Origin of the sequence: Aurantimicrobium minutum (assembly GCF_029893825.1) — a bacterium.
Taxonomy (GTDB): domain Bacteria; phylum Actinomycetota; class Actinomycetes; order Actinomycetales; family Microbacteriaceae; genus Aurantimicrobium; species Aurantimicrobium minutum_C.
In genome coordinates, this window is the sequence record NZ_JARXXV010000001.1 from 1,353,590 (window position 1) to 1,372,583 (window position 18,994).

The 18,994-nt window shown below is 54.6% G+C and carries 20 protein-coding genes and 3 tRNA genes; 18 read left to right on the forward strand and 5 right to left on the reverse strand.

All coding sequences use genetic code 11. From position 1 onward, the window contains the following. The first annotated feature begins 23 nt into the window (after nt 1-23). The 4 genes from hemE to M2120_RS06625 are packed head-to-tail and all read left to right on the forward strand — an operon-like array spanning nt 24 to nt 4,232. Nucleotides 24-1,103, forward strand: a complete 1,080-nt coding sequence (hemE, locus tag M2120_RS06610) for a uroporphyrinogen decarboxylase (protein WP_280797920.1) — start codon at nt 24-26, stop codon at nt 1,101-1,103. Nucleotides 1,104-1,108: 5 nt separating this feature from the next. Then, nucleotides 1,109-2,455 (forward strand): protoporphyrinogen oxidase, encoded by a 1,347-nt coding sequence (hemG, locus tag M2120_RS06615; RefSeq protein WP_280797921.1) that lies wholly within the window; start codon nt 1,109-1,111, stop codon nt 2,453-2,455. Beyond that, the gene (gene hemQ / locus M2120_RS06620) at nt 2,452-3,138 is read left to right on the forward strand and encodes a hydrogen peroxide-dependent heme synthase (RefSeq protein WP_280797922.1); all 687 of its coding nucleotides are present in this window, start codon (nt 2,452-2,454) and stop codon (nt 3,136-3,138) included. Before hemG ends, hemQ begins: the two co-directional genes overlap by 4 nt. Continuing rightward, nucleotides 3,135-4,232 carry a ferrochelatase gene (locus M2120_RS06625; RefSeq protein WP_280797923.1) on the forward strand — a complete coding sequence of 366 codons (1,098 nt, stop codon included), beginning with the start codon at nt 3,135-3,137 and terminating at the stop codon, nt 4,230-4,232. Before hemQ ends, M2120_RS06625 begins: the two co-directional genes overlap by 4 nt. Nucleotides 4,233-4,284: 52 nt before the next feature. Here M2120_RS06625 and M2120_RS06630 read toward each other — a convergent pair whose 3' ends face one another. The 4 genes from M2120_RS06630 to M2120_RS06645 form a co-directional block, all read right to left on the reverse strand. Further along, complete coding sequence (locus tag M2120_RS06630; protein WP_280797924.1) at nt 4,285-4,950, reverse strand: hypothetical protein; 666 nt, start codon at nt 4,948-4,950, stop codon at nt 4,285-4,287. A gap of 485 nt (nt 4,951-5,435) precedes the next feature. Beyond that, nucleotides 5,436-5,511 (reverse strand) — tRNA-Phe (locus M2120_RS06635). A 51-nt stretch (nt 5,512-5,562) separates the two neighbouring features. Beyond that, nucleotides 5,563-5,636: transfer RNA gene (locus tag M2120_RS06640), tRNA-Asp, on the reverse strand. Between the two features lie 29 nt (nt 5,637-5,665). Beyond that, nucleotides 5,666-5,741 (reverse strand) — tRNA-Glu (locus M2120_RS06645). Nucleotides 5,742-5,899: 158 nt separating this feature from the next. Here M2120_RS06645 and M2120_RS06650 point away from each other — a divergent pair. Then, entirely contained in the window at nt 5,900-7,186 is a 1,287-nt protein-coding gene (locus tag M2120_RS06650; protein WP_280797925.1) for a M23 family metallopeptidase, read from the forward strand. A 64-nt stretch (nt 7,187-7,250) separates the two neighbouring features. Here the strand turns inward: M2120_RS06650 and M2120_RS06655 are convergent, their stop codons facing one another. Then, nucleotides 7,251-7,742, reverse strand: a complete 492-nt coding sequence (locus M2120_RS06655) for an inorganic diphosphatase (protein ID WP_280797926.1) — start codon at nt 7,740-7,742, stop codon at nt 7,251-7,253. A gap of 46 nt (nt 7,743-7,788) precedes the next feature. On the opposite strand from M2120_RS06655, the gene tilS reads away from it, so the two are divergent. From tilS to cls, 13 genes are all read left to right on the forward strand, one after another. Then, complete coding sequence (gene tilS, locus M2120_RS06660) at nt 7,789-8,814, forward strand: tRNA lysidine(34) synthetase TilS (RefSeq protein WP_280797927.1); 1,026 nt, start codon at nt 7,789-7,791, stop codon at nt 8,812-8,814. Nucleotides 8,815-8,841: 27 nt separating this feature from the next. Continuing rightward, nucleotides 8,842-9,411, forward strand: a complete 570-nt coding sequence (hpt, locus tag M2120_RS06665; RefSeq protein WP_280797928.1) for a hypoxanthine phosphoribosyltransferase — start codon at nt 8,842-8,844, stop codon at nt 9,409-9,411. An 80-nt stretch (nt 9,412-9,491) separates the two neighbouring features. Next, the gene (gene ftsH, locus M2120_RS06670; RefSeq protein WP_280797929.1) at nt 9,492-11,510 is read left to right on the forward strand and encodes an ATP-dependent zinc metalloprotease FtsH; all 2,019 of its coding nucleotides are present in this window, start codon (nt 9,492-9,494) and stop codon (nt 11,508-11,510) included. A gap of 2 nt (nt 11,511-11,512) precedes the next feature. Further along, the gene (gene folE, locus M2120_RS06675; RefSeq protein ID WP_280797930.1) at nt 11,513-12,097 is read left to right on the forward strand and encodes a GTP cyclohydrolase I; all 585 of its coding nucleotides are present in this window, start codon (nt 11,513-11,515) and stop codon (nt 12,095-12,097) included. Continuing rightward, entirely contained in the window at nt 12,090-12,905 is an 816-nt protein-coding gene (gene folP, locus M2120_RS06680; RefSeq protein WP_280797931.1) for a dihydropteroate synthase, read from the forward strand. The genes folE and folP overlap by 8 nt, the downstream gene beginning before the upstream one ends. After that, nucleotides 12,898-13,260 (forward strand): dihydroneopterin aldolase, encoded by a 363-nt coding sequence (folB, locus tag M2120_RS06685; RefSeq protein WP_280797932.1) that lies wholly within the window; start codon nt 12,898-12,900, stop codon nt 13,258-13,260. Before folP ends, folB begins: the two co-directional genes overlap by 8 nt. Then, entirely contained in the window at nt 13,260-13,769 is a 510-nt protein-coding gene (folK, locus tag M2120_RS06690) for a 2-amino-4-hydroxy-6-hydroxymethyldihydropteridine diphosphokinase (protein ID WP_280797933.1), read from the forward strand. Before folB ends, folK begins: the two co-directional genes overlap by 1 nt. Further along, nucleotides 13,766-14,248 (forward strand): DUF3180 domain-containing protein, encoded by a 483-nt coding sequence (locus M2120_RS06695; RefSeq protein WP_280797934.1) that lies wholly within the window; start codon nt 13,766-13,768, stop codon nt 14,246-14,248. Before folK ends, M2120_RS06695 begins: the two co-directional genes overlap by 4 nt. Next, on the forward strand, nt 14,232-14,954 hold the full coding sequence (locus tag M2120_RS06700; protein ID WP_280797935.1) for a Rossmann-like and DUF2520 domain-containing protein: 723 nt from the start codon (nt 14,232-14,234) through the stop codon (nt 14,952-14,954). Before M2120_RS06695 ends, M2120_RS06700 begins: the two co-directional genes overlap by 17 nt. A 2-nt stretch (nt 14,955-14,956) precedes the next feature. Beyond that, nucleotides 14,957-15,826 (forward strand): pantoate--beta-alanine ligase, encoded by an 870-nt coding sequence (gene panC / locus M2120_RS06705; protein ID WP_280797936.1) that lies wholly within the window; start codon nt 14,957-14,959, stop codon nt 15,824-15,826. Beyond that, nucleotides 15,823-17,325 (forward strand): lysine--tRNA ligase, encoded by a 1,503-nt coding sequence (gene lysS, locus M2120_RS06710; protein WP_280797937.1) that lies wholly within the window; start codon nt 15,823-15,825, stop codon nt 17,323-17,325. Before panC ends, lysS begins: the two co-directional genes overlap by 4 nt. A 27-nt stretch (nt 17,326-17,352) precedes the next feature. Beyond that, a complete protein-coding gene (locus tag M2120_RS06715) occupies nt 17,353-17,532 on the forward strand; it encodes a hypothetical protein (protein WP_280797938.1) in 180 nt (59 codons plus the stop codon). Next, the gene (gene cls / locus M2120_RS06720) at nt 17,529-18,992 is read left to right on the forward strand and encodes a cardiolipin synthase (protein WP_280797939.1); all 1,464 of its coding nucleotides are present in this window, start codon (nt 17,529-17,531) and stop codon (nt 18,990-18,992) included. The genes M2120_RS06715 and cls overlap by 4 nt, the downstream gene beginning before the upstream one ends. Nucleotides 18,993-18,994: the final 2 nt, after the last annotated feature.

Genomic DNA, 18,994 nt, shown 5'->3' on the forward strand with positions numbered 1-18,994 from the left:
ACACTGCTCTAGAGAATAAGCCTGTGAAACTACCTGCGGATCATCCACTGAACACCGGCATGACCAGTGCGTCTCTCTTGGTGCTGAACATGCGCGGTCAACGGACTTCTCCACTGCCAGTGTGGTTTATGCGGCAAGCAGGTCGGTCTCTTCCTGAATATCGCAAGCTACGCGAAGGCATTGCGATGCTCGATAGCTGCTTGACTCCAGAACTTGTTGTTGAGATCACCTTGCAGCCTGTTCGCCGCCATAGCGTGGATGCGGCCATCTTCTTCTCAGATATTGTGATCCCGCTCAAACTTGCAGGCCTCGATGTTGATATCAAGCCAGGAGTTGGGCCTGTGCTGGAATCTCCAGTGCGCACCCAAGCAGCTGCCAATAAGTTGCGCCTCATTGATGCAGATGCTTTTGCTCCCATCACCACAGCTGTAGACATGCTTGTGAAGGAACTGGGTTCAACTCCACTGATTGGGTTTGGTGGCGCCCCCTTCACTCTTGCCTCTTACCTCATCGAAGGTGGTCCATCGAAAGAACTTCCACATTCCAGAGAGATGATGCGAAACCAACCTCAGTTGTGGGCACAGATTTTGAACTGGTGCGCAGATATCACGGCACAGTTCATCTCTGCCCAGGTTGTTGCTGGTGCGAGCGCACTCCAGGTATTTGATAGCTGGGCAGGTCGTTTGAGTCCAGAAGAATATGACACATATGCCAAGCCCTATTCAGAACGTTTGTTTGCACAGCTATCCCACTTGGTTGATAGCGACGGAGTTACCGTTCCACGGGTTCATTTTGGCGTAGGGACAGAGCCTCTTCTGGAATCGATGTACGAAGCAGGTGCAACCGTGATGGGTATTGACTCAAACACTGATCTGGAACGAGCTTCAGCACTTTTCAATAACAAGGTTCCTCTTCAAGGCAACATTTCCACAGATGTGTTGTCGGCAAGTTGGGAGGAGCTGGCGAACCATATTGATGCGGTTATTACCTCGGGAGCGAATGCTCCAGGCCATGTGGTGAATCTGGGACATGGCGTTCCCCCCGAAACAGACCCTGACGTGCTCACTCGAATCGCTGAATACGTTCACCGCACAACAGCATGATTCAGGTGGATCGGGTCGTCGTTGGTGCCGGTATTTCCGGCTTACTGGCGGCGCTTCGGGCAACTTCTCGTGGTGAAACGGTTGTCGTTCTTGAGAAAGAATCACGTGCTGGTGGCCTGATCGCCCCCATCACAATTGGTGGAATTGATATTGATGCTGGCGCAGAGGCGTTTTCAAATACTGGTGAGAGTTTCCTACAACTATTGAATGAATTGGGATTGAACGATCACATCGTTTCCCCCCAACGATCCGATGCGCGAATCGTTGCCTCGCCCACGCTTCGCTATCCCATTCCTCACGGGGTATTAGGAATACCGAGTTCACTTGATGATCCCGAGCTGGCTTCGATCATTTCTACGCAGGGACTTGAAGCTGCTCGCCATTTAGATGCCCAACCAGTCGGTGATCTCGAGGGAATGACCGTGGCGGAACTGGTCGAATCACGTCTGGGTTCTGAGTTTGTCGACAAATTAGTTGATCCGTTGTTGAGTGGTGTTCACGGTTCGTCAGCGCACACTCTGTCTGCCGAATCCACTATTCCAGCCCTACTGCGAGCGATGAGAGAAACAGGTTCTCTGTGTTCTGCAGCACAACAGATTCGTGCCGCCCAGCCACGACCTGGAGCAGCCGTGGCAAGTCTTGCCGGCGGCATGTTTACTCTCGTCGCCGAGCTCTATCGCTATTTGGAGAGCAAGCAGGTCTTGTTCTCCTTCAACAACGAAGTTGCCAGTGCCCAGCAGGAGAATGATCAGTGGCGCTTAGTAACAAATGATGGATCCTTCTTCAGCACCCACTTGACGATTGCGACAGGAATCAGCACTGCTGCTCACCTTTTATCCCGTCTTGACAGTTCAGATGGAGATCCTCAGCTCGAATCATTGGAGTCACATTCAGTAGATGTTGCTTTGGTGCTTCTGTTGGTTGAATCTACGCAATTGGATTCCTTTCCCCTCGGTAGTGGCGCACTCATTACTCAACACAGCGGCGTGACCGCCAAAGCATCAACGCATGTGAACGCCAAGTGGGCATGGGTGAATAGTGTGTTGCCGGAGCATCACCATCTCATTCGCCTAAGTTACGGCCGCGACGGTGCTCTTCCTGAGGGTGATCTCATTGCATTAGCGCACAAAGACTTACCCCGGCTCTATCAAATTGAAGACGTGGCTATTCACAGCGCGGTTGTTCAGCATTGGCCAGGTTCGCTCTATCAAGCAAGTACTGCCGCCACAGAACAGCAAGCACAACTCCTTCATATTGCACAGAAACTCGGTATCGAACTGTGCGGTTCCTACATTTCCGGAAACGGACTTCTTGGAATTACTCGTGATCACTACCAAAGGATGACCCCGTGACTGAAACAAAATTCGACACCATCAACGACACCATTCGCTACACGAATTGGACCGCATATCGTATGACGAGTCCCGTCACTCTGCCGGAGACTGCACAAGCAGAGTTCGAAGCATGGTCTGCGAGCTTGACTGACCGAGACATCACCCTGCGTGGAACATACGACATTCGAGGGTTTCGTGGCGATACAGCCTTGCTGTTGTGGATTCATGCCAGCACTGCAGAAGAAGTTCAGGATGCTCTCAAAGAGTTCTCCCGCCTGGCATTCGGCAAACACTTTGAATCCACCTGGTCTGGAATGGGACTTCACCGCCCGGCAGAGTTCAATCGGACTCACGTGCCCGGCTTCATGCTGGGTAAGGAAGCAAAGAAATGGTTATGCATGTATCCCTTCGTACGCTCTTACGACTGGTATCTCATTCCCGAAGAAGAACGTCGCGAGATGCTCGTCGAACACGGTGTTGCGGGTCACAAATACGAAGGCATCACGTCCAGCACGGTAGCCTCCTTCGCTCTGGGGGATTACGAGTGGCTGTTGGCTCTTGAATCTGAAGAGCTCCACGAAATTGTTGACATGATGCGTGACCTTCGATACACCAAAGCCCGAATGCACGTCCGGGAGGAAGTCCCTTTCTTCACCGGCCGAAACATTGACCTCTCACAGATTGCAGAGAACTTCTCATGACCTATGACGCGATTCTCCTCACCTCATTTGGCGGACCTGAAGCACCAGATGAAGTGATGCCTTATCTCGAGCGCGTCACTGCAGGTCGCGGTGTTCCGCGCGAAAGGCTGGAAGAGGTATCTCACCATTACCTCGCTCTAGGAGGTGTGAGCCCAATTAATGAACAAAACCGCGCACTCCTAGCTGCGATGAAAGAAAGATTCCCTGAACGCGGTATCGATATTCCGATTTATTGGGGAAACCGCAACAGCGCTCCCTTCTTCGCTGACGTTGTCAAGGAAATGTATGACAGTGGTCACCGTCGTGTTCTTGCGTGGGTGACGAGCGCATATTCTTCCTACTCCGGGTGTAGGCAATACCGAGAAAACCTCTACCAAGCGCTTGCTGAAAATGATCTGGTCGGCAAAATGGTGATCGACAAAGTTCGCCACTACTTTGACCACCCAGGTTTTCTCCAGCCTGTCATTGAGGATCTTGAAAGCAAGATGAAGGCAATGCTTAGCAGCGGACTAGATTCCTCGGAAATCGAAGTCATGTTTGCCACGCACTCGATACCTAATGCCATGGGTGAAACTAGTGGGCCGCCCTCATTGCGAGAAACGTTTCAACAGCCCGGGGGGGCCTACGCGGCTCAACACCTTGCTGCAGCAGAAATTGTGATGGATAAGGTTCACGCGGATTTAGCTATTTCTCCTCTTTGCTGGCAGCTCGTCTATCAGTCACGAAGTGGTTCTCCGCAGGTTCCGTGGCTCGAGCCTGACGTTAACGACGCAATTCGTGATGCCCATGAGGTGGGTAAGAAAGGCGTCATCGTTGTCCCCATTGGCTTCGTCAGCGACCATGTTGAAGTCATATGGGATCTTGATAATGAAGCACAGGAAACTGCCTCAGGGTTGGGGTTATATTTTGCCCGTGTCACTACACCTGGGCGCAGTCCTGCTTTTGTTGACTGCATAGCAGATCTCATTTTGGAGCGAATGAACGGCGACTCCCCTCAGGCGCTGTCGCCATTAGGGCCATGGCCGAGTTTCTGCGCTGTTGGGTGTTGTCCCAATTTGCGCAAGGAACTCAACGTGATTGCAGAAGCAAAATAAAGCAACAGGACCCCTGTTTGACAGGGGTCCTGTGAGGAATGTGCCTGTGAAACTAACGATTGCTTTGCCCGCGGCGAAGTAGAGCCCAGCCCGCTAGTAGTGAAACCGCTGCACAAATAACTGTTCGAAGCAATGAATCCTGTTCAATTCCAGTTACAGCAAGGGCATCTGATTCGTCGTTTGTAACTGGTGCTCCCGAAACGTTTGCTGAGGAAACCAGAGTGATTTCCGCATAGGGACTCTCTGCGGCGCTGGTTGACAATGTTCCACCAATTCCATCAGTTCCTGAGGAACCATTGACGCCCGCTGCGCCAGGCATACCGTTCATAGGGAAACCACCAATACTAGTTCCAGCTGTGCCTGGACTTCCCCCCGTACCGCCAAGGCCACCTAAACCTGGACTGGTCTGTGAAACGGGGGTCAACCCCGCAAGAACTGCGGTTTCTGTGCCATCCCCGCCATTGCCCCCGTTTCCCCCAGGTGAAGCTATACCGCCAGTTACACCTGATGTTCCTGGCGAACCATCAACGCCGATATTAAATCTCAGGGTGATTGTCGATCCGGTTGAATTTGTGTAAGTGAAACTAGATTTTGCTCCCGAACCCCCAGACCCACCTGTTCCGCCAGCCCCTCCGATTCCGCCCATACCCCCGGCTGTAGAAGTGCCCATACCGCCCATACCGCCATCACCACCACGACCTCCGTTACCGGCCTTCATGACAAAGGTTATTGTCTGGCCAGCTGACAAAGAACAGTAATTAGAGCCACTTGTGTAGACAGTTGGTGCGCAAGCCGGTGCGGGAGCTGCGATTGCAGGCGTAGCTACACCTAGCAAACACAGAGCAGATATAGCACCCAGACCAGTTATTACCTTGGTGAGTCGCACATGCATATGTTCAGTACCAGATTCTCAAGAGGAGCAAGCAAAGTGATGGCTCCCCCAGCCCTCCCCAGAATGCTCAATGTAAACAGGGGTAATTTCACAATAGTTCTCATCACTGTCTTTTGAGAACAAGTTTGACTTAAGTGAGAGTAACTCGACTTGCCACGCGGTATCCGAAAAGCAAATTGCAGGAAAATACATCACTAATTCAGATTGTGTGTGCTGGTTCTCTGTGGGTAAATCTATGCAGTGTATGCACACAACGGTTTGTAAGCCCTGGGATAAAACAACAAAACCCTTGTAATCACAAGGGTTTTTGATGGTGGCTCCGACGGGCGTCGATCCCGTGACCTCACGATTTTCAGTCGTGCGCTCTACCAACTGAGCTACAGAGCCCTAAGCAAACTAGCCGCTTAGATGAAAAACCCTTCCGAAGAAGGGCATCCGCGACCCTGACGGGACTTGAACCCGCGACCTCCGCCGTGACAGGGCGGCGCGCTAACCAACTGCGCTACAGGGCCTTACTTGGTAACTTTTTCAGTCTATATCCTGGTGACCCCAACGGGATTCGAACCCGTGTTGCCGCCGTGAAAGGGCGGAGTCCTAGGCCGCTAAACGATGGGGCCGGGAAGCAGACTGAAGCAGCTACCGAGAGTCAAGCATAGACAATAAATCGGTGCTGCGCTAATCGAGGTATCCACAGGTTCGGAGAGCCTTCCCAGCTTTCTCCAAGTTCGCTTGTTACTGTCGAAGAGACCGTGCCTACACGCAACAGGAGATTCGCATGAAAAACACTGAGGAAACGCCTCTGGCGTCCGTGGTGAAGCTTCGCCGTTCGCGTGCATTTTTAGCTGTCGCAGCTATTGCCGTTGCCGGTTTAATTTCTGGCGTTGTTGTCTCGCAGTCCGCCTCGGCAACTGATTACCCCTCGTGGGCAGATGTTGAGAATGCTCGCGCAAATGAGTCGGCTAAGTCTGCACAGATTGCCAAGATTCAGGGTCTGATTGCTTCCCTCCAAGTTGAAGTTGATGCCGCCGTTGCAGAAGCAACGAAGAAGGGTGAAGAGTACGGCGTTGCCATGGAGAAATTCGGTGCTGCCGAACAAACCGCAGGCAATCTCGAAGCTCAAGCACAGAAGAGTCAAGAACAGGCAGACGCTGCTGCAGCACAGGCCGGCCGCCTTGCCGCACAGCTCTATCGTTCAGGCGGTAGTGATCTCAGCATGAACTTGTTGATGGAGAAATCTTCCGACGGTGCTGACAAGCTGCTGAGCAAGCTTGGCAACATGAGCAAGCTCGCAGAGCGCTCCAATGCCATCTATGCCTCTGCACAAACAGCACAAAATGAAGCTGAGTCGTTGACCAAGCAGGCCAAGGTTGCCCTCAAGGCTCGTGACGAACTTCGCGCCAAGGCGGAAGAAGCATTCAACGCTGCTACCGCTGCGCAGGAAGCTGCTCAAGCAAAGCTGGCCGAGAGCGAAAACCAGAACATGATCATGCAGGCTCAACTTGCTGCGCTACAGGACACCACCTCTGCAACTGTTGCTGGTTACGAAGCTGGTGTTGCTGAGGCGGCACGTATTGCTGCCGAGCGTGCTGCAGCGGAAGCTGCTGCCCGCGGCATCTCAGTCTCTGGCGCTGGCTGGACCCACCCCGTTCCTAACGGATACATCTCAAGTACGTGGGGTCCTCGCGATAACTTCTACATTCCAGGTGTGGGTTGGACTGGTTCCTTCCACAACGCAACCGACCTTGCGGCACCGTGTGGTTCACCCATCTATGCAGCATCCGGTGGTCGTGTGACTTATGCCGGTGCGATTGGTGGCGGTTATGGCTACATGGTTGAAATCAATCACGGTGGCGGTATCCGTACTCGTTACGGTCACGTGACACCAGATGGTTTTGAAGTGGGCTACGGAGACACGGTTGCACCTGGTCAGATGATTGCTCGTGTGGGTGCCACTGGTCTTGCAACCGGCTGCCACGTTCACTTCGAAGTTCACGACAGCCCTGCCTTCAACGGTATTGACCCTGAGCCCTTCATGGCTGACCGTGGAGCACCACTGGGATAATCCAGACTTAACAAAGGAACCCCCGCTCACGAGAGCGGGGGTTCCTTATCTGGTTTGTGAGGTCTTAGTGACCTTCTGCCTTGAGACGAGCGAAACCGTCAACAACAATCTGCTCAGCTTCTGCGGCATTGCCCCAACCTTCAACGTTGACAAACTTGCCAGGCTCGAGGTCCTTGTAACGTTTGAAGAAGTGGTCAATCTCGTTCTTGGTCTGCTCAGGAACATCTGAGATGTCCTGGATGTGTGCCCAGCGAGGATCCTTAGCTGGAACACAGATGACCTTGGCATCTGATCCAGCTTCGTCGCTCATGTTGAGAACGCCGACGGGGCGAACCTTCACACCAACGCCAGGGAACACGGGGTACTCAAGAAGTACTAGTGCGTCGACGGGGTCACCATCGAGGCCGAGAGTGTTCTCGAAGTAGCCGTAGTCGGTGGGGTAAACGAAAGTGGTGAACAGCACGCGGTCCAAGTAGACACGACCAGTTTCGTGGTCAACTTCATACTTGTTACGGCTTCCCTTGGGAATTTCAATGACGACGTCGTAAGCAGCCACGCGGCGCTCCTTCACGGTTGAGATGAATACCTCATAAGGTTACTTGATGATGACCGAACGTCCCCGACTCACGCCAGCTATGGCCGACGTTCGTCGTGCCGTGCGCGAGAACCTCGCCGACCTCTCCTCTGATGCGATTGTCTTGGTGGCGTTAAGCGGCGGCCCAGATTCCCTTGCATTGGCTGCTGGTCTTGCCTTTGAAGCCCCTAAGGCGGGGCTTCTGGCCGGTGCAGTGATTGTGGATCATGGTCTGCAGGCAGGCTCGGATGCTGTTGCTCAGGCGGCCGCAGACCTGGCTCGCGAGTTAGGACTCGACCCAGTACTTATCCGCAGAGTGAAAGTTGAGGGGAGTTCCGGACCTGAGGCAGATGCCCGCACCGCGCGGTATGCCGCACTTGAAGATGCAGCAACAGAGCTCGGTGCGGTTGCTGTTCTGCTGGGGCACACACTCGACGATCAAGCAGAGACAGTACTTCTAGGTCTGACCAGAGGCTCTGGCCCCACCAGCATGGCCGGGATGAGTGAAATCAACGGAATCTACCGCCGGCCGCTTCTAGGGATTCGACGCGCACAAACTGTGGCTGCCTGTGAAGACCAGGGACTATCTGCTTGGAATGATCCCCACAATGAGGACTCTCGATACACCCGTGTTCGAATCAGGCGAGACGTCATGCCGTTGCTGGAAGACCAGCTGGGCCCCGGCGTTGCCGAGGCGCTTGCCCGCACGGCGGAACAACTGAAGCAAGACACCGTCGTTCTGGATGCCTTGGCTTCCGAAGTGCTGCCCTCTATTTTCACTCCCATGCCAGGTGAAGGGACTGTGCCGGCGCGAGCAATGCTCGATGTTTCTGTGATGGATGGGCTGCCCCAGGCCATTCTTAATCGGGTCATTCGCAAGGTTGCCCTCGAGGTTTTTGACTCGTCGTTGAGCTCGATCCACACCAACTCGATTGCTCGCTTGATTACGAACTGGCATGGACAGTCCGAACTCCACGTTCCCGGTATTAGAGTTGAGCGACAGGGTGCACAGATTGTCTTCACTGCATCCACGTCCACACCCACCGAGGCGTAGCCTCACCAGAACCAAAGGAACTCACGCATGGAGTTGCGCGACGTCGAATCCGACATCACTGAAACCCTGTTCACCGAAGAGCAGATTCAGAACCGGCTAGCTGAGTTGGCTCGCGAAATCGAGCGTGATTACGAGGGCAAGGACGTTCTCATCATTGCCGTGCTCAAGGGCGCTGTGATGGTGCTCACTGATCTGGTTCGTGAACTGAAGTTCCATGCACACATCGACTTCATGGCGGTGTCTTCCTATGGCTCCAGCACCAAGTCATCCGGTGTTGTGCGCATCGTCAAAGACCTTGACGCTGAAATTGCAGGACGTCACGTGCTGATCGTGGAAGACATTATTGACTCTGGCCTCACCCTGAACTGGTTGATGGGAAACCTGGAGTCTCGTGGACCAGCATCCATCGAGGTCGTGGCAATGTTCCGCAAGCCTGAAGCAATCAAAGAACCGGTTGATGTGAAGTATGTCGGCTTCGACATTCCTCCCGCATTCGTCATCGGCTATGGCCTGGACTACAACGAGGACTACCGCAACGTGCGCGGTCTGGCAGTACTTGCTCCCCACGTTTACGGCGGAGAAGACCCACACGCATAACTCTGAGGCGGGGTTTACCCATTCCGCCCTCGGCAAACACCCAGCGGGCATAGTGCTCCGACCGATACCCTGAGAAGACCATGAAAATGAAGAACCTTCTGCGCGGTCCCCTGCTCTACATCATCGTCGCGGTGATTGCTGTGTGGGTGGGCTCATCTCTCATCTCGATGACCGGCTTCCAAGCCGTCAGCACTGACGATGGCCTCACCTTCCTCAAAGAGAACAAGGTTGCGAGCGCAACCATTGTTGACGTTGAGCAGCGCGTTGACCTCAAGCTCAAGAAGGCCGATGACAAGTACGGCACAGACGTGCAGTTCTTCTATGTCGCTCCTCGCGGTGTTCAGGTTGTGGATGCGGTTAACGACTCCAAACTCACCGATGGCTTCAACGATGAGGTGCCCAAGGAGAACTGGTTCCTCAGCATGCTGGGAGTCTTCCTGCCCGTTATTCTGATCGGTGCTTTCTTCTGGTTCATGCTCTCCTCCATGCAAGGTGGTGGCCGTGGCGTGATGCAGTTTGGTAAGTCCAAGGCCAAGCTCGTCACAAAGGAAACTCCCACGGTCACGTTTGTTGACGTTGCCGGAGCAAACGAAGCTGTTGAAGAGCTTTCTGAAATCGTGGACTTCCTCAAGGAGCCTGAGCGCTTCCTTGCTGTGGGCGCCCGCATCCCCAAGGGTGTTCTGCTCTATGGCCCTCCCGGAACCGGTAAGACGTTACTGGCACGTGCTGTCGCTGGCGAAGCAGGTGTCCCCTTCTACTCCATTTCTGGTTCTGACTTCGTAGAAATGTTTGTTGGTGTCGGTGCCAGCCGTGTTCGTGACCTGTTCGACCAGGCCAAGCAGAACTCTCCTGCAATCATCTTCATCGATGAAATCGATGCCGTTGGCCGTCACCGTGGTGCAGGTATGGGTGGTGGCCACGATGAGCGTGAGCAGACCCTCAACCAGATGCTGGTGGAGATGGATGGCTTCGACGTCAAGACCAACGTGATCTTGATTGCCGCCACTAACCGCCCAGACATCCTGGACCCTGCACTATTGCGCCCAGGTCGTTTTGACCGCCAGATTGGTGTTGACGCGCCAGATCTCGAAGGCCGTAAGAAGATTCTGGAAGTTCACGCCAAGGGCAAGCCCATGGCCTCGAACGTGGATCTTGAAGTTGTTGCACGCAAGACTCCCGGCTTTACCGGTGCTGATCTGGCAAACGTGCTCAACGAAGCTGCACTGTTGACCGCACGTTCTAACGCACAGCTCATAGACAACCGTGCTTTAGACGAAGCCATCGACCGCGTCATTGCCGGTCCTCAGCGTCGTAGTCGGGTCATGAAGGATCAGGAAAAGCTCATCACCGCGTATCACGAAGGTGGTCACGCACTTGCTGCAGCGGCAATGAACTTCTCTGACCCCGTGACTAAGGTCACCATTCTTCCTCGTGGCCGTGCCCTGGGTTACACCATGGTGCTCCCACTGGAAGATAAGTACTCGGTCACCCGCAACGAACTTCTCGACCAGCTCACCTATGCAATGGGTGGCCGCGTTGCTGAAGAGATCGTGTTCCACGACCCCACTACTGGCGCATCGAATGACATTGAGAAGGCAACCAACATTGCTCGCAAGATGGTCACCGAATACGGCATGAGCTCTACTGTGGGCTCGGTCAAGCTCGGTGGCGCTTCCGGTGAAATGTTCCTCGGTCGTGACATGGGTCACCAGCGCGATTACTCCGAGCAGATGGCCGAGCACGTGGATAAAGAAATCCGTGCACTCATCGAGAACGCTCACAACGAAGCGTGGAAGGTACTCAACTCGAACCGCAAGGTTCTTGACCGCCTCGCCACTGAACTGTTGGAGAAGGAAACTCTCGACCACAACCAGCTGGAAGAAATCTTCAAGGACGTGAAGAAGCTTCCCTTACGTAAGCAGTGGCTCTCAAGTAACGAGCGCCCTGTCTCGAAGCTTCCTCCGGTCAAGGTTCCTGCCAAGAAGGCAGCAGCCCAACCTGATGAGAAGAAGCCCGTTGTCAAGAAGCCTGTAGCGAAGAAAGCACCTGCCAAGGCAGCTGCTAAGCCCGCTGCAAAGAAGCCAGCAACCAAGGCATAGTCATGGCTGTGGACCGGGCTCGAATTGAGGCGGCCGTCGTCGAACTTCTTCACGCTATTGGTGAAGATCCGACGAAGGCTCAGTTCTCGACGACCTCGGAACGCGTTGCGCAGGCCTACTCTGAATTCTTTGCAGGCGTGGGGGAGGACCCCCTCGAGCATCTGCGGGAGAGTGTTCCCATCGACCAACTCTCTGATGCGGTCGTCGTGACCGACCTCACCGTTCGGTCGATGTGTGAACACCACCTGCTGCCCTTCCTAGGTGTTGCTCACATTGCTTATCTCCCAGGTGACCGTGTGGTGGGCTTAGGCAAATTGCCTCGCGTGGTCAACACGCTTGCCGCCAGACCACAAATGCAGGAGAGCTTGACGGAGCAAATCGCAGACGCTTTGGTTGAAGGCCTTGACCCTCGCGGTGTGCTGGTCGTGATTGAAGCTCGACACCAGTGTGTGGCAGCTCGCGGCGTGGAGCAAACTAATGCCCGCACCATCACGATTGCCTCTCGCGGAGAACTCTCCCAGCCAGCTGCACGTGCTGAAATCATGATGCTCATTGGCGCTGCCTCAGGAGATGAGCGCCATGGCTGAGCACCGCACCAAGATCATGGGCATCCTCAACGTCACTGAAGACTCCTTTAGTGACGGAGGTAAATACCTCAATACAGATGCTGCGGTTAAGCACGGCATGGCCATGGTTGAGCAGGGTGCTGACATCATCGACATCGGTGGTGAATCCACTCGCCCAGGTGCACAACGTGTTTCGGTCGAAGAAGAGCAGCTGCGTGTGCTTCCCGTCATCGGGTCGTTAGTGCGTGCCGGTGCAGTAGTGAGTATTGACACGATGAATGCGGCAACCGCAATCCTCGCCATTGAGCGTGGAGCTCAATACGTCAATGATGTCTCCGGCGGTCTCGCTGATTTCTTTATGCCGAAGGTTGTTGCGCAGTCAGATGCCACCTTCATCGCCAGTCACTGGCGTGGTCACTCGGTGGACATGGATAACAGAGCTCTCTATAAAGATGCTCCCACCGACATCACTCGCGAACTGAGCGAACGAGTCGAGGCTCTTCTTGCTGAAGGTATGAAGCCAGAAAAGCTCATCCTGGATCCAGGCCTGGGGTTTGCTAAAAACTCTGAACACAACTGGCAGATGCTGGGTCGTCTGGATGAACTCAAAGAGTTGGGTTTCCCATTGTTGATCGGTGCATCGCGCAAGCGTTTCTTGGCCGCGTTGCTTCCTGAAAACGCCACGATCGAAGATCGTGACTCGGCCAGTGTTGCGGTGAGCGTGCTCGCCGCCCAAGCAGGGGTCTGGGCAGTTCGTGTTCACGATGTTGCCCGCACCGCAGGCGCACTTCGTGTGTTGGAGTCATGGAATAAGGGCGCTCGTGACTAACGACCGCATTACTCTGACCGGCCTGCGCGTTCAGGCCAATCATGGAGTGTTTGATTTTGAGCGTGCCAATGGGCAACTCTTTGTCATCGATGTCACCGCCTGGCTGGATCTTTCTCCTGCCGCACTCAGTGACGACCTCAACAACACAGTTCACTACGGCGAACTAGCCGAAGAAGTAGTCGCGGCAGTGGCCAGCGACCCGGTTGATTTGATTGAGACCGTTGCTGAACGTGTGGCACAGGTTGTGCTGGCCCATGCTGCCGTGCAGCGGGTGGAAGTGACCGTTCACAAACCCCAAGCCCCGATCAGTGTTGAGTTCGCTGATGTTGCCGTCACGATTGAGCGAAACCGCTGATGGATGCTCCACGCCGCAACGCCATCATCGCTTTCGGTGCCAACTTAGGCGACCGAGAAGCAACCATTGCTGAGGCAGCCAGGGAGATCGGCGACTTAGGTGGAACGGTTTTGCTGTCCATGTCACCGCTTTATGAATCAGCTGCCGTGAAGCTTGATGGTGTTGATCTCGATGCACCCGAATATCTCAACGCGGTTGCTTTGATCAACACGGATCTGCCACCTGAAGCATTGCTTGCTGAGCTTGCGGGTATTGAACAAGACCATGGTCGTGAACGTCACGAACGCTGGGGAGACCGCACTCTCGATCTCGACATCATCTGGATGGATGGTGTTCAGATGGAGACCGAAAACCTCACCATTCCTCACCCTCGCGCATTCGAGCGTTCCTTCGTTGTCGTTCCCTGGCATGACGTTCAGCCAACGGCTGTTGTTGCCCCCTACGGAGCTATCGCTGACTTGGCAGAAGGACTGCGTCATGAACTGCACCGTTTCGAGGCAGTGACATGAAGCGCACAACTCCAGCACCCCTGATCGGCCTCTTTTTACTCGGTGCTGTCACCGCCTATCTTCTCGAGCTCATCGTTCAATCGCGTGGTGGGTTCATTTATGTTCCCCCGGTCACCCTGGCCATCACCCTGATTGTGGTTGCCGTTGCCGTGGTGTTGTTAGCTATCCCCATTCGTCGCAAAGTTACCGGTAAGCGCAAAGAACCCATTGATGCGTTCTATGCCGCCCGTGTGTTGGCACTGGCAAAAGCTTCCAGCTTTGCCGGGGCATTGCTCTTGGGTCTCGGTGCTGGAGTGCTGGTGTATCTGCTGGGCAGACCCATTGCACCCAACGGAGCAATCCTGACAAACGTCATTGCCCAACTCATATCAGCAGCTGTGTTGATCACCGCAGGTTTGATCGCGGAATGGCTGTGTGTTCTCCCTCCAGAAGACATGGATAAGTCCGATAAGGAGGTGGCCAGTGAACCAACAGCGTGATGGCCGACTCGGCATCGGCATCATTGGCGCAGGCAAGGTCGGACCCGTTCTGGGTGCTGCTCTCGCCGGTGCTGGACATGCACTTGTGGGCATTTCTGCCATTTCTGAACAGAGCAAAGAACGTGCTCAGGCAATCCTGCCGGATGTTCCGGTATTAGATGTTCCCGTCATCGTGGAACGCAGTGAGCTGGTGCTCATCGCTGTTCCAGATGACGAACTTCCCGGTTTGATCACTGGACTCGCCACTGCTGGGGTGTGGCAACCAGGTCAGATTGTGGTGCACACCTCTGCTGCATACGGAGTGGATGTCTTGGCTCCTGCTACTGCTTCAGGTGTCATCCCGTTGGCACTTCACCCGGCAATGTCTTTCACCGGCACGAGCATGGATATTGCCCGTCTTGCCGATTCTTATATCGCTGTCACCGCTCCCACTCCCGTCCTTCCGATTGGTCAAGCACTCGCCGTGGAAATGGGTGGTGAGCCAATCGTGATCACCGAAGCGCAGCGTCCGGGATATGCGGAGGCCATTGCCACTGCGTCACAGTTCTCTGCCGCCATCGTGGACCAAGCAACCAACATTCTTGCCGAGATGGGCATTGATCGACCTGGTCGCATTGTTGCTCCGCTCATTCGCTCCGCTGTCGACAATGCGTTAGGCCAAGCTGGCGATGCGTCACGTCTGGGATTTAACGGACTCGAGGACTAGACATGGCACTACCTCACGTTCTTCACACCGCTTCGGAGGTGGCAACACTGAGACATCAACTCAGTGAGCAGGGTAGGACGGTGGCGTTGGTTCCCACCATGGGTGCTTTACACGCAGGACACCTCGCTCTGGTTGACCGCGCTCGTGAGCTGGCAGATGTGGTGATTGTGTCAATCTTTGTGAACCCTCTGCAATTTGGTGCTGGTGAAGATTTTGATCGCTACCCCCGAACCCTCGACGCAGATGTTGCCGCGCTCGCAGGAAAAGCAGACTTCGTCTTCGCTCCAGATGTGAATGAGGTCTATCCCGAGCGCATCGGCGGTGAGCCAGTACCTGCCAAGCACGCAGGTGTTGTGGGTGAGAACTTCGAAGGGGCAAGCCGCCCAGGACACTTTGATGGCGTGCTCACCGTGGTGGCGAGGCTTTTCGACATTGTGAAACCTGAGGTTGTTGTCTTTGGCCAAAAGGATGCTCAGCAGGTGTTCTTAATCAGAAACATGATCCATCAGGACGGCCTGCCTATCCGCTTTGAGGTCATCGAGACTATTCGTGAAGTGGACGGTCTAGCGCTCTCGAGTCGTAATCGCTACCTCTCCGAAGAGGAGCGCGCTGCAGCACTAGCATTGCCCCACGCTCTACTTGCCGTTGCCCGGCACGCACTGCACTCACCTGCGGGTGAACTGCGGGAAGTGGGAAGAGAAGTTTTTGAGCAGTATCCGCTGGTTAGACTTGATTATCTCGACATTGTCGATCCCACCACCTTCCAGCCAGTCAGTAATGACTATCAGGGCCCTGCCACTGTTGTGGTTGCCGCAGTGGTGGGAACTACGCGACTTATTGACACCGAAAACCTTGAAAGACTCCACGCATGAGTGAGAACACAGCACCCGAGCCCGAACTGACCGACGCCGAAGTCAGCGAGCAGAAGGCTGTCCGTCTGGCCAAGCGTGATCGCCTCAACGAGCTAGGTCTTCAGGCCTATCCCGTTGCTCTGCCCATCACGGACACTATTCCTGCAGTTCGTCAACGCTTTGATGGTCTCGAAGCAGATGCCACCACCGGTGTGACCGTGGGACTTGCCGGTCGTATTGTTCACCTGCGCAACACTGGCAAGCTCTGCTTTGCCAGCTTGCAGTCAGGTGATGGTTCGCGCATTCAGGCCATGGTTTCTCTGGCAGAAGTCGGAGAAGAGAACCTTGAACTCTGGAAGGACCTCGTCGACCTGGGTGACCACATCTTCGTCTCGGGTGAAGTGATCTCCAGCCGCCGCGGTGAACTCTCGATCATGGTGAAAGAGTGGAAGATGGCCTCGAAGGCCGTTCTTCCCCTGCCCAACATGCACAACGAGCTCAACGAAGAAACACGTGTTCGTGCCCGTTACCTCGACCTCATTGTTCGTGAGCAGGCACGCCACAACGTCTTTGCTCGCGCAAAGACCATGGCATCCCTGCGCAGCACCTTCACCTCGCTCGACTTCATTGAGGTGGAGACTCCCATGCTGCAGGTTATGCACGGTGGTGCATCAGCACGCCCCTTCGTCACGCACTCCAATGCCTTCGATATGGAACTCTTCCTGCGTATTGCTCCTGAGCTCTACCTCAAGCGAGCACTGGTTGGTGGTATCGAGCGCGTCTTCGAAATCAACCGCAACTTCCGCAATGAGGGTGCCGACAGCACGCACTCGCCTGAGTTCGCCATGCTGGAAGCGTACGAAGCATATGGCGACTACAACTCCATCGCCGATCTCACCCAGAAGCTCATCCAAGATGCAGCGCTCGCTGTTGCTGGCAGCCACGTGGTCACCTGGGCAGATGGCACCGAGTTTGATCTGGGTGGTCAGTGGGATCGCATCAGCATGTATCACTCTCTGGCTGAAGCATGCGGCATCGAAATTACTCCTGAGACCTCCGTGGCAGAGCTTCAGAAGCTCGCCGCCAAAGAAGGTGTTGAAGTTCACCTCTCTAATCACGGCAAGCTCGTGGAAGAACTGTGGGAACACTTCGTCAAGGATGGCCTCACTCGCCCCACCTTCGTGATGGACTTCCCCGTTGAGACCAGCCCGCTGGTGAAGGAACACCGTTCCATTCCTGGTGTGGTGGAGAAGTGGGACCTGTATGTGCGTGGCTTCGAACTCGCCACCGGTTACTCCGAACTCAATGACCCTGTTATTCAGCGTGAGCGTTTTGTTCAGCAGGCAGCACTGAGCGCCAAGGGCGATGTTGAAGCTATGCGTCTGGACGAAGACTTCCTCAAGGCGCTCGAGCACGCCATGCCCCCTGCCGGCGGTATGGGTATGGGTATGGACCGCCTGCTTATGGCCATTACTGGCTTGGGTATTCGCGAGACCATCCTCTTCCCACTGGTTAAGTAATCAGGTTCCTTCGGTAGTCTGACCACTATGGACAACTTCTGGCTCAATGCACTCTGGTCGGTCACCCCGACCGTGTTGCTTGGTTTGCTGTTCTGGCTCATTATTCGCTCCATCCTTCGTTCTGACCGCACCGAGCGTGAAACCTATGCCCGGATGGAAGCCGAAGAACGCGAGAAGCGTGGTCTTCCCAAGGCAGATAAGTCATGAATCAGACTGAGTTCTCACTCTGGCTCACGATCTTCGCCCTCGCGGTGGACTTCGTCATCCGTGTTGTTGCCATCATTGTGGTGCCACGTAACCGTCGACCTTCGTCAGCACTGGGTTGGCTCCTGGCCATTTTCTTTATCCCCTATATCGGTGTGATTCTCTTCCTGCTGATTGGCAGTCCACGATTAGGTCGTAAGCGTCGCCGCCGTCAACGGGAAATCAACCAGTTCATCATTGACTCCACCGAAGGCATCGACAAGGTCGAACACGGAAAGACATGGCCTGCATGGCTGGACCGCGTAGTCGAGCTCAATCGCACCCTGGGTGCAATGCCTCTCGTGGGTGGCAACTCTGCCCACATGCAGATTGACTACGAGAAGAACATCATCGATATCGCAGCAGATATCGAAAAGGCCAAGAACTTCGTTCACGTCGAGTTCTACATTCTTTCTTCAGACTCAGTGACCGAACCGGTATTCCAGGCAATGGAGCGAGCAGTTGCACGCGGTGTTGAAGTGCGTGTGCTCTTTGATCACGTTGCTGCCATGCGCACCGTGGGCTACCGCAAGACAAAGAAGCGTTTGACTGCCATTGGTGTCGACTGGCACCTCATGCTTCCCTTCCTGCCCTTGCAGGGAAAGTATGAGCGCCCCGATCTGCGCAACCACCGCAAGCTCGTCATCATCGACGGCAACATCGGTTGGATGGGTTCACAAAACCTCATTGACTCCAGCTATCTCAAGAAGTCGAACCTCAAGCGTGGCCTGCACTGGAAGGACGCGATGGTCCGCCTGCAAGGCCCCATCGTGGCCGGACTTAACGCCATCTTCATTACCGACTGGTATTCAGAAACCGATGTTCTTCTCACCCGTGAAGCAGAACTCATTGAGGCCTACCACGAAGACAAAACCCTTGACTGCCAGATTGTGCCTTCAGGACCTGGCTTTGCTTCCGAGAACAACCTGCGCTTGTTCTTGACCTTGATGTATTCAGCACAAGAGAAGATCATCATCACTTCGCCTTACTTCGTGCCAGACGAGTCGCTGATGTATGCCATCACGTCTGCCTGCCAGCGCGGTGTTCGAGTAGAACTATTCGTCTCTGAGATTGGTGACCAGGCACTGGTTTACCACGCACAGCGTTCCTACTACGAGGCTCTGCTTCGTGCCGGTGTTGTGATCTGGCTCTACAAAGCACCCACCATCTTGCACTCCAAGCACATGTCTATTGATGACGAAGTTGCCGTGATTGGTTCCTCCAACATGGACATGCGTTCCTTCTCACTCAACCTTGAAGTCTCACTCATGGTTCGTGGTGCAAGCTTCGTCCAACAGATGCGTGACGTGGAAGATGCCTACCGCAGCATGTCCCGAGCACTCACTCTTGAAGAGTGGAAGAAGCAACCATTGCGTTCAACCGTTCTAGACGGATTAGCTCGACTCACCTCATCACTGCAATAGGA

What these genes read in the sequence shown, in the direction of transcription:
- M2120_RS06625 (WP_280797923.1), top strand. Translation starts at nt 3,135, where the DNA reads ATGACCTATGACGCGATTCTCCTCACCTCATTTGGCGGACCTGAAGCA.
- M2120_RS06630 (WP_280797924.1), bottom strand. Translation starts at nt 4,950, where the DNA reads ATGAAGGCCGGTAACGGAGGTCGTGGTGGTGATGGCGGTATGGGCGGT.
- M2120_RS06650 (WP_280797925.1), top strand. Translation starts at nt 5,900, where the DNA reads ATGAAAAACACTGAGGAAACGCCTCTGGCGTCCGTGGTGAAGCTTCGC.
- tilS (WP_280797927.1), top strand. Translation starts at nt 7,789, where the DNA reads ATGATGACCGAACGTCCCCGACTCACGCCAGCTATGGCCGACGTTCGT.
- hpt (WP_280797928.1), top strand. Translation starts at nt 8,842, where the DNA reads ATGGAGTTGCGCGACGTCGAATCCGACATCACTGAAACCCTGTTCACC.
- ftsH (WP_280797929.1), top strand. Translation starts at nt 9,492, where the DNA reads ATGAAAATGAAGAACCTTCTGCGCGGTCCCCTGCTCTACATCATCGTC.
- folE (WP_280797930.1), top strand. Translation starts at nt 11,513, where the DNA reads ATGGCTGTGGACCGGGCTCGAATTGAGGCGGCCGTCGTCGAACTTCTT.
- folP (WP_280797931.1), top strand. Translation starts at nt 12,090, where the DNA reads ATGGCTGAGCACCGCACCAAGATCATGGGCATCCTCAACGTCACTGAA.
- folK (WP_280797933.1), top strand. Translation starts at nt 13,260, where the DNA reads ATGGATGCTCCACGCCGCAACGCCATCATCGCTTTCGGTGCCAACTTA.
- M2120_RS06695 (WP_280797934.1), top strand. Translation starts at nt 13,766, where the DNA reads ATGAAGCGCACAACTCCAGCACCCCTGATCGGCCTCTTTTTACTCGGT.
- panC (WP_280797936.1), top strand. Translation starts at nt 14,957, where the DNA reads ATGGCACTACCTCACGTTCTTCACACCGCTTCGGAGGTGGCAACACTG.
- lysS (WP_280797937.1), top strand. Translation starts at nt 15,823, where the DNA reads ATGAGTGAGAACACAGCACCCGAGCCCGAACTGACCGACGCCGAAGTC.
- M2120_RS06715 (WP_280797938.1), top strand. Translation starts at nt 17,353, where the DNA reads ATGGACAACTTCTGGCTCAATGCACTCTGGTCGGTCACCCCGACCGTG.
- cls (WP_280797939.1), top strand. Translation starts at nt 17,529, where the DNA reads ATGAATCAGACTGAGTTCTCACTCTGGCTCACGATCTTCGCCCTCGCG.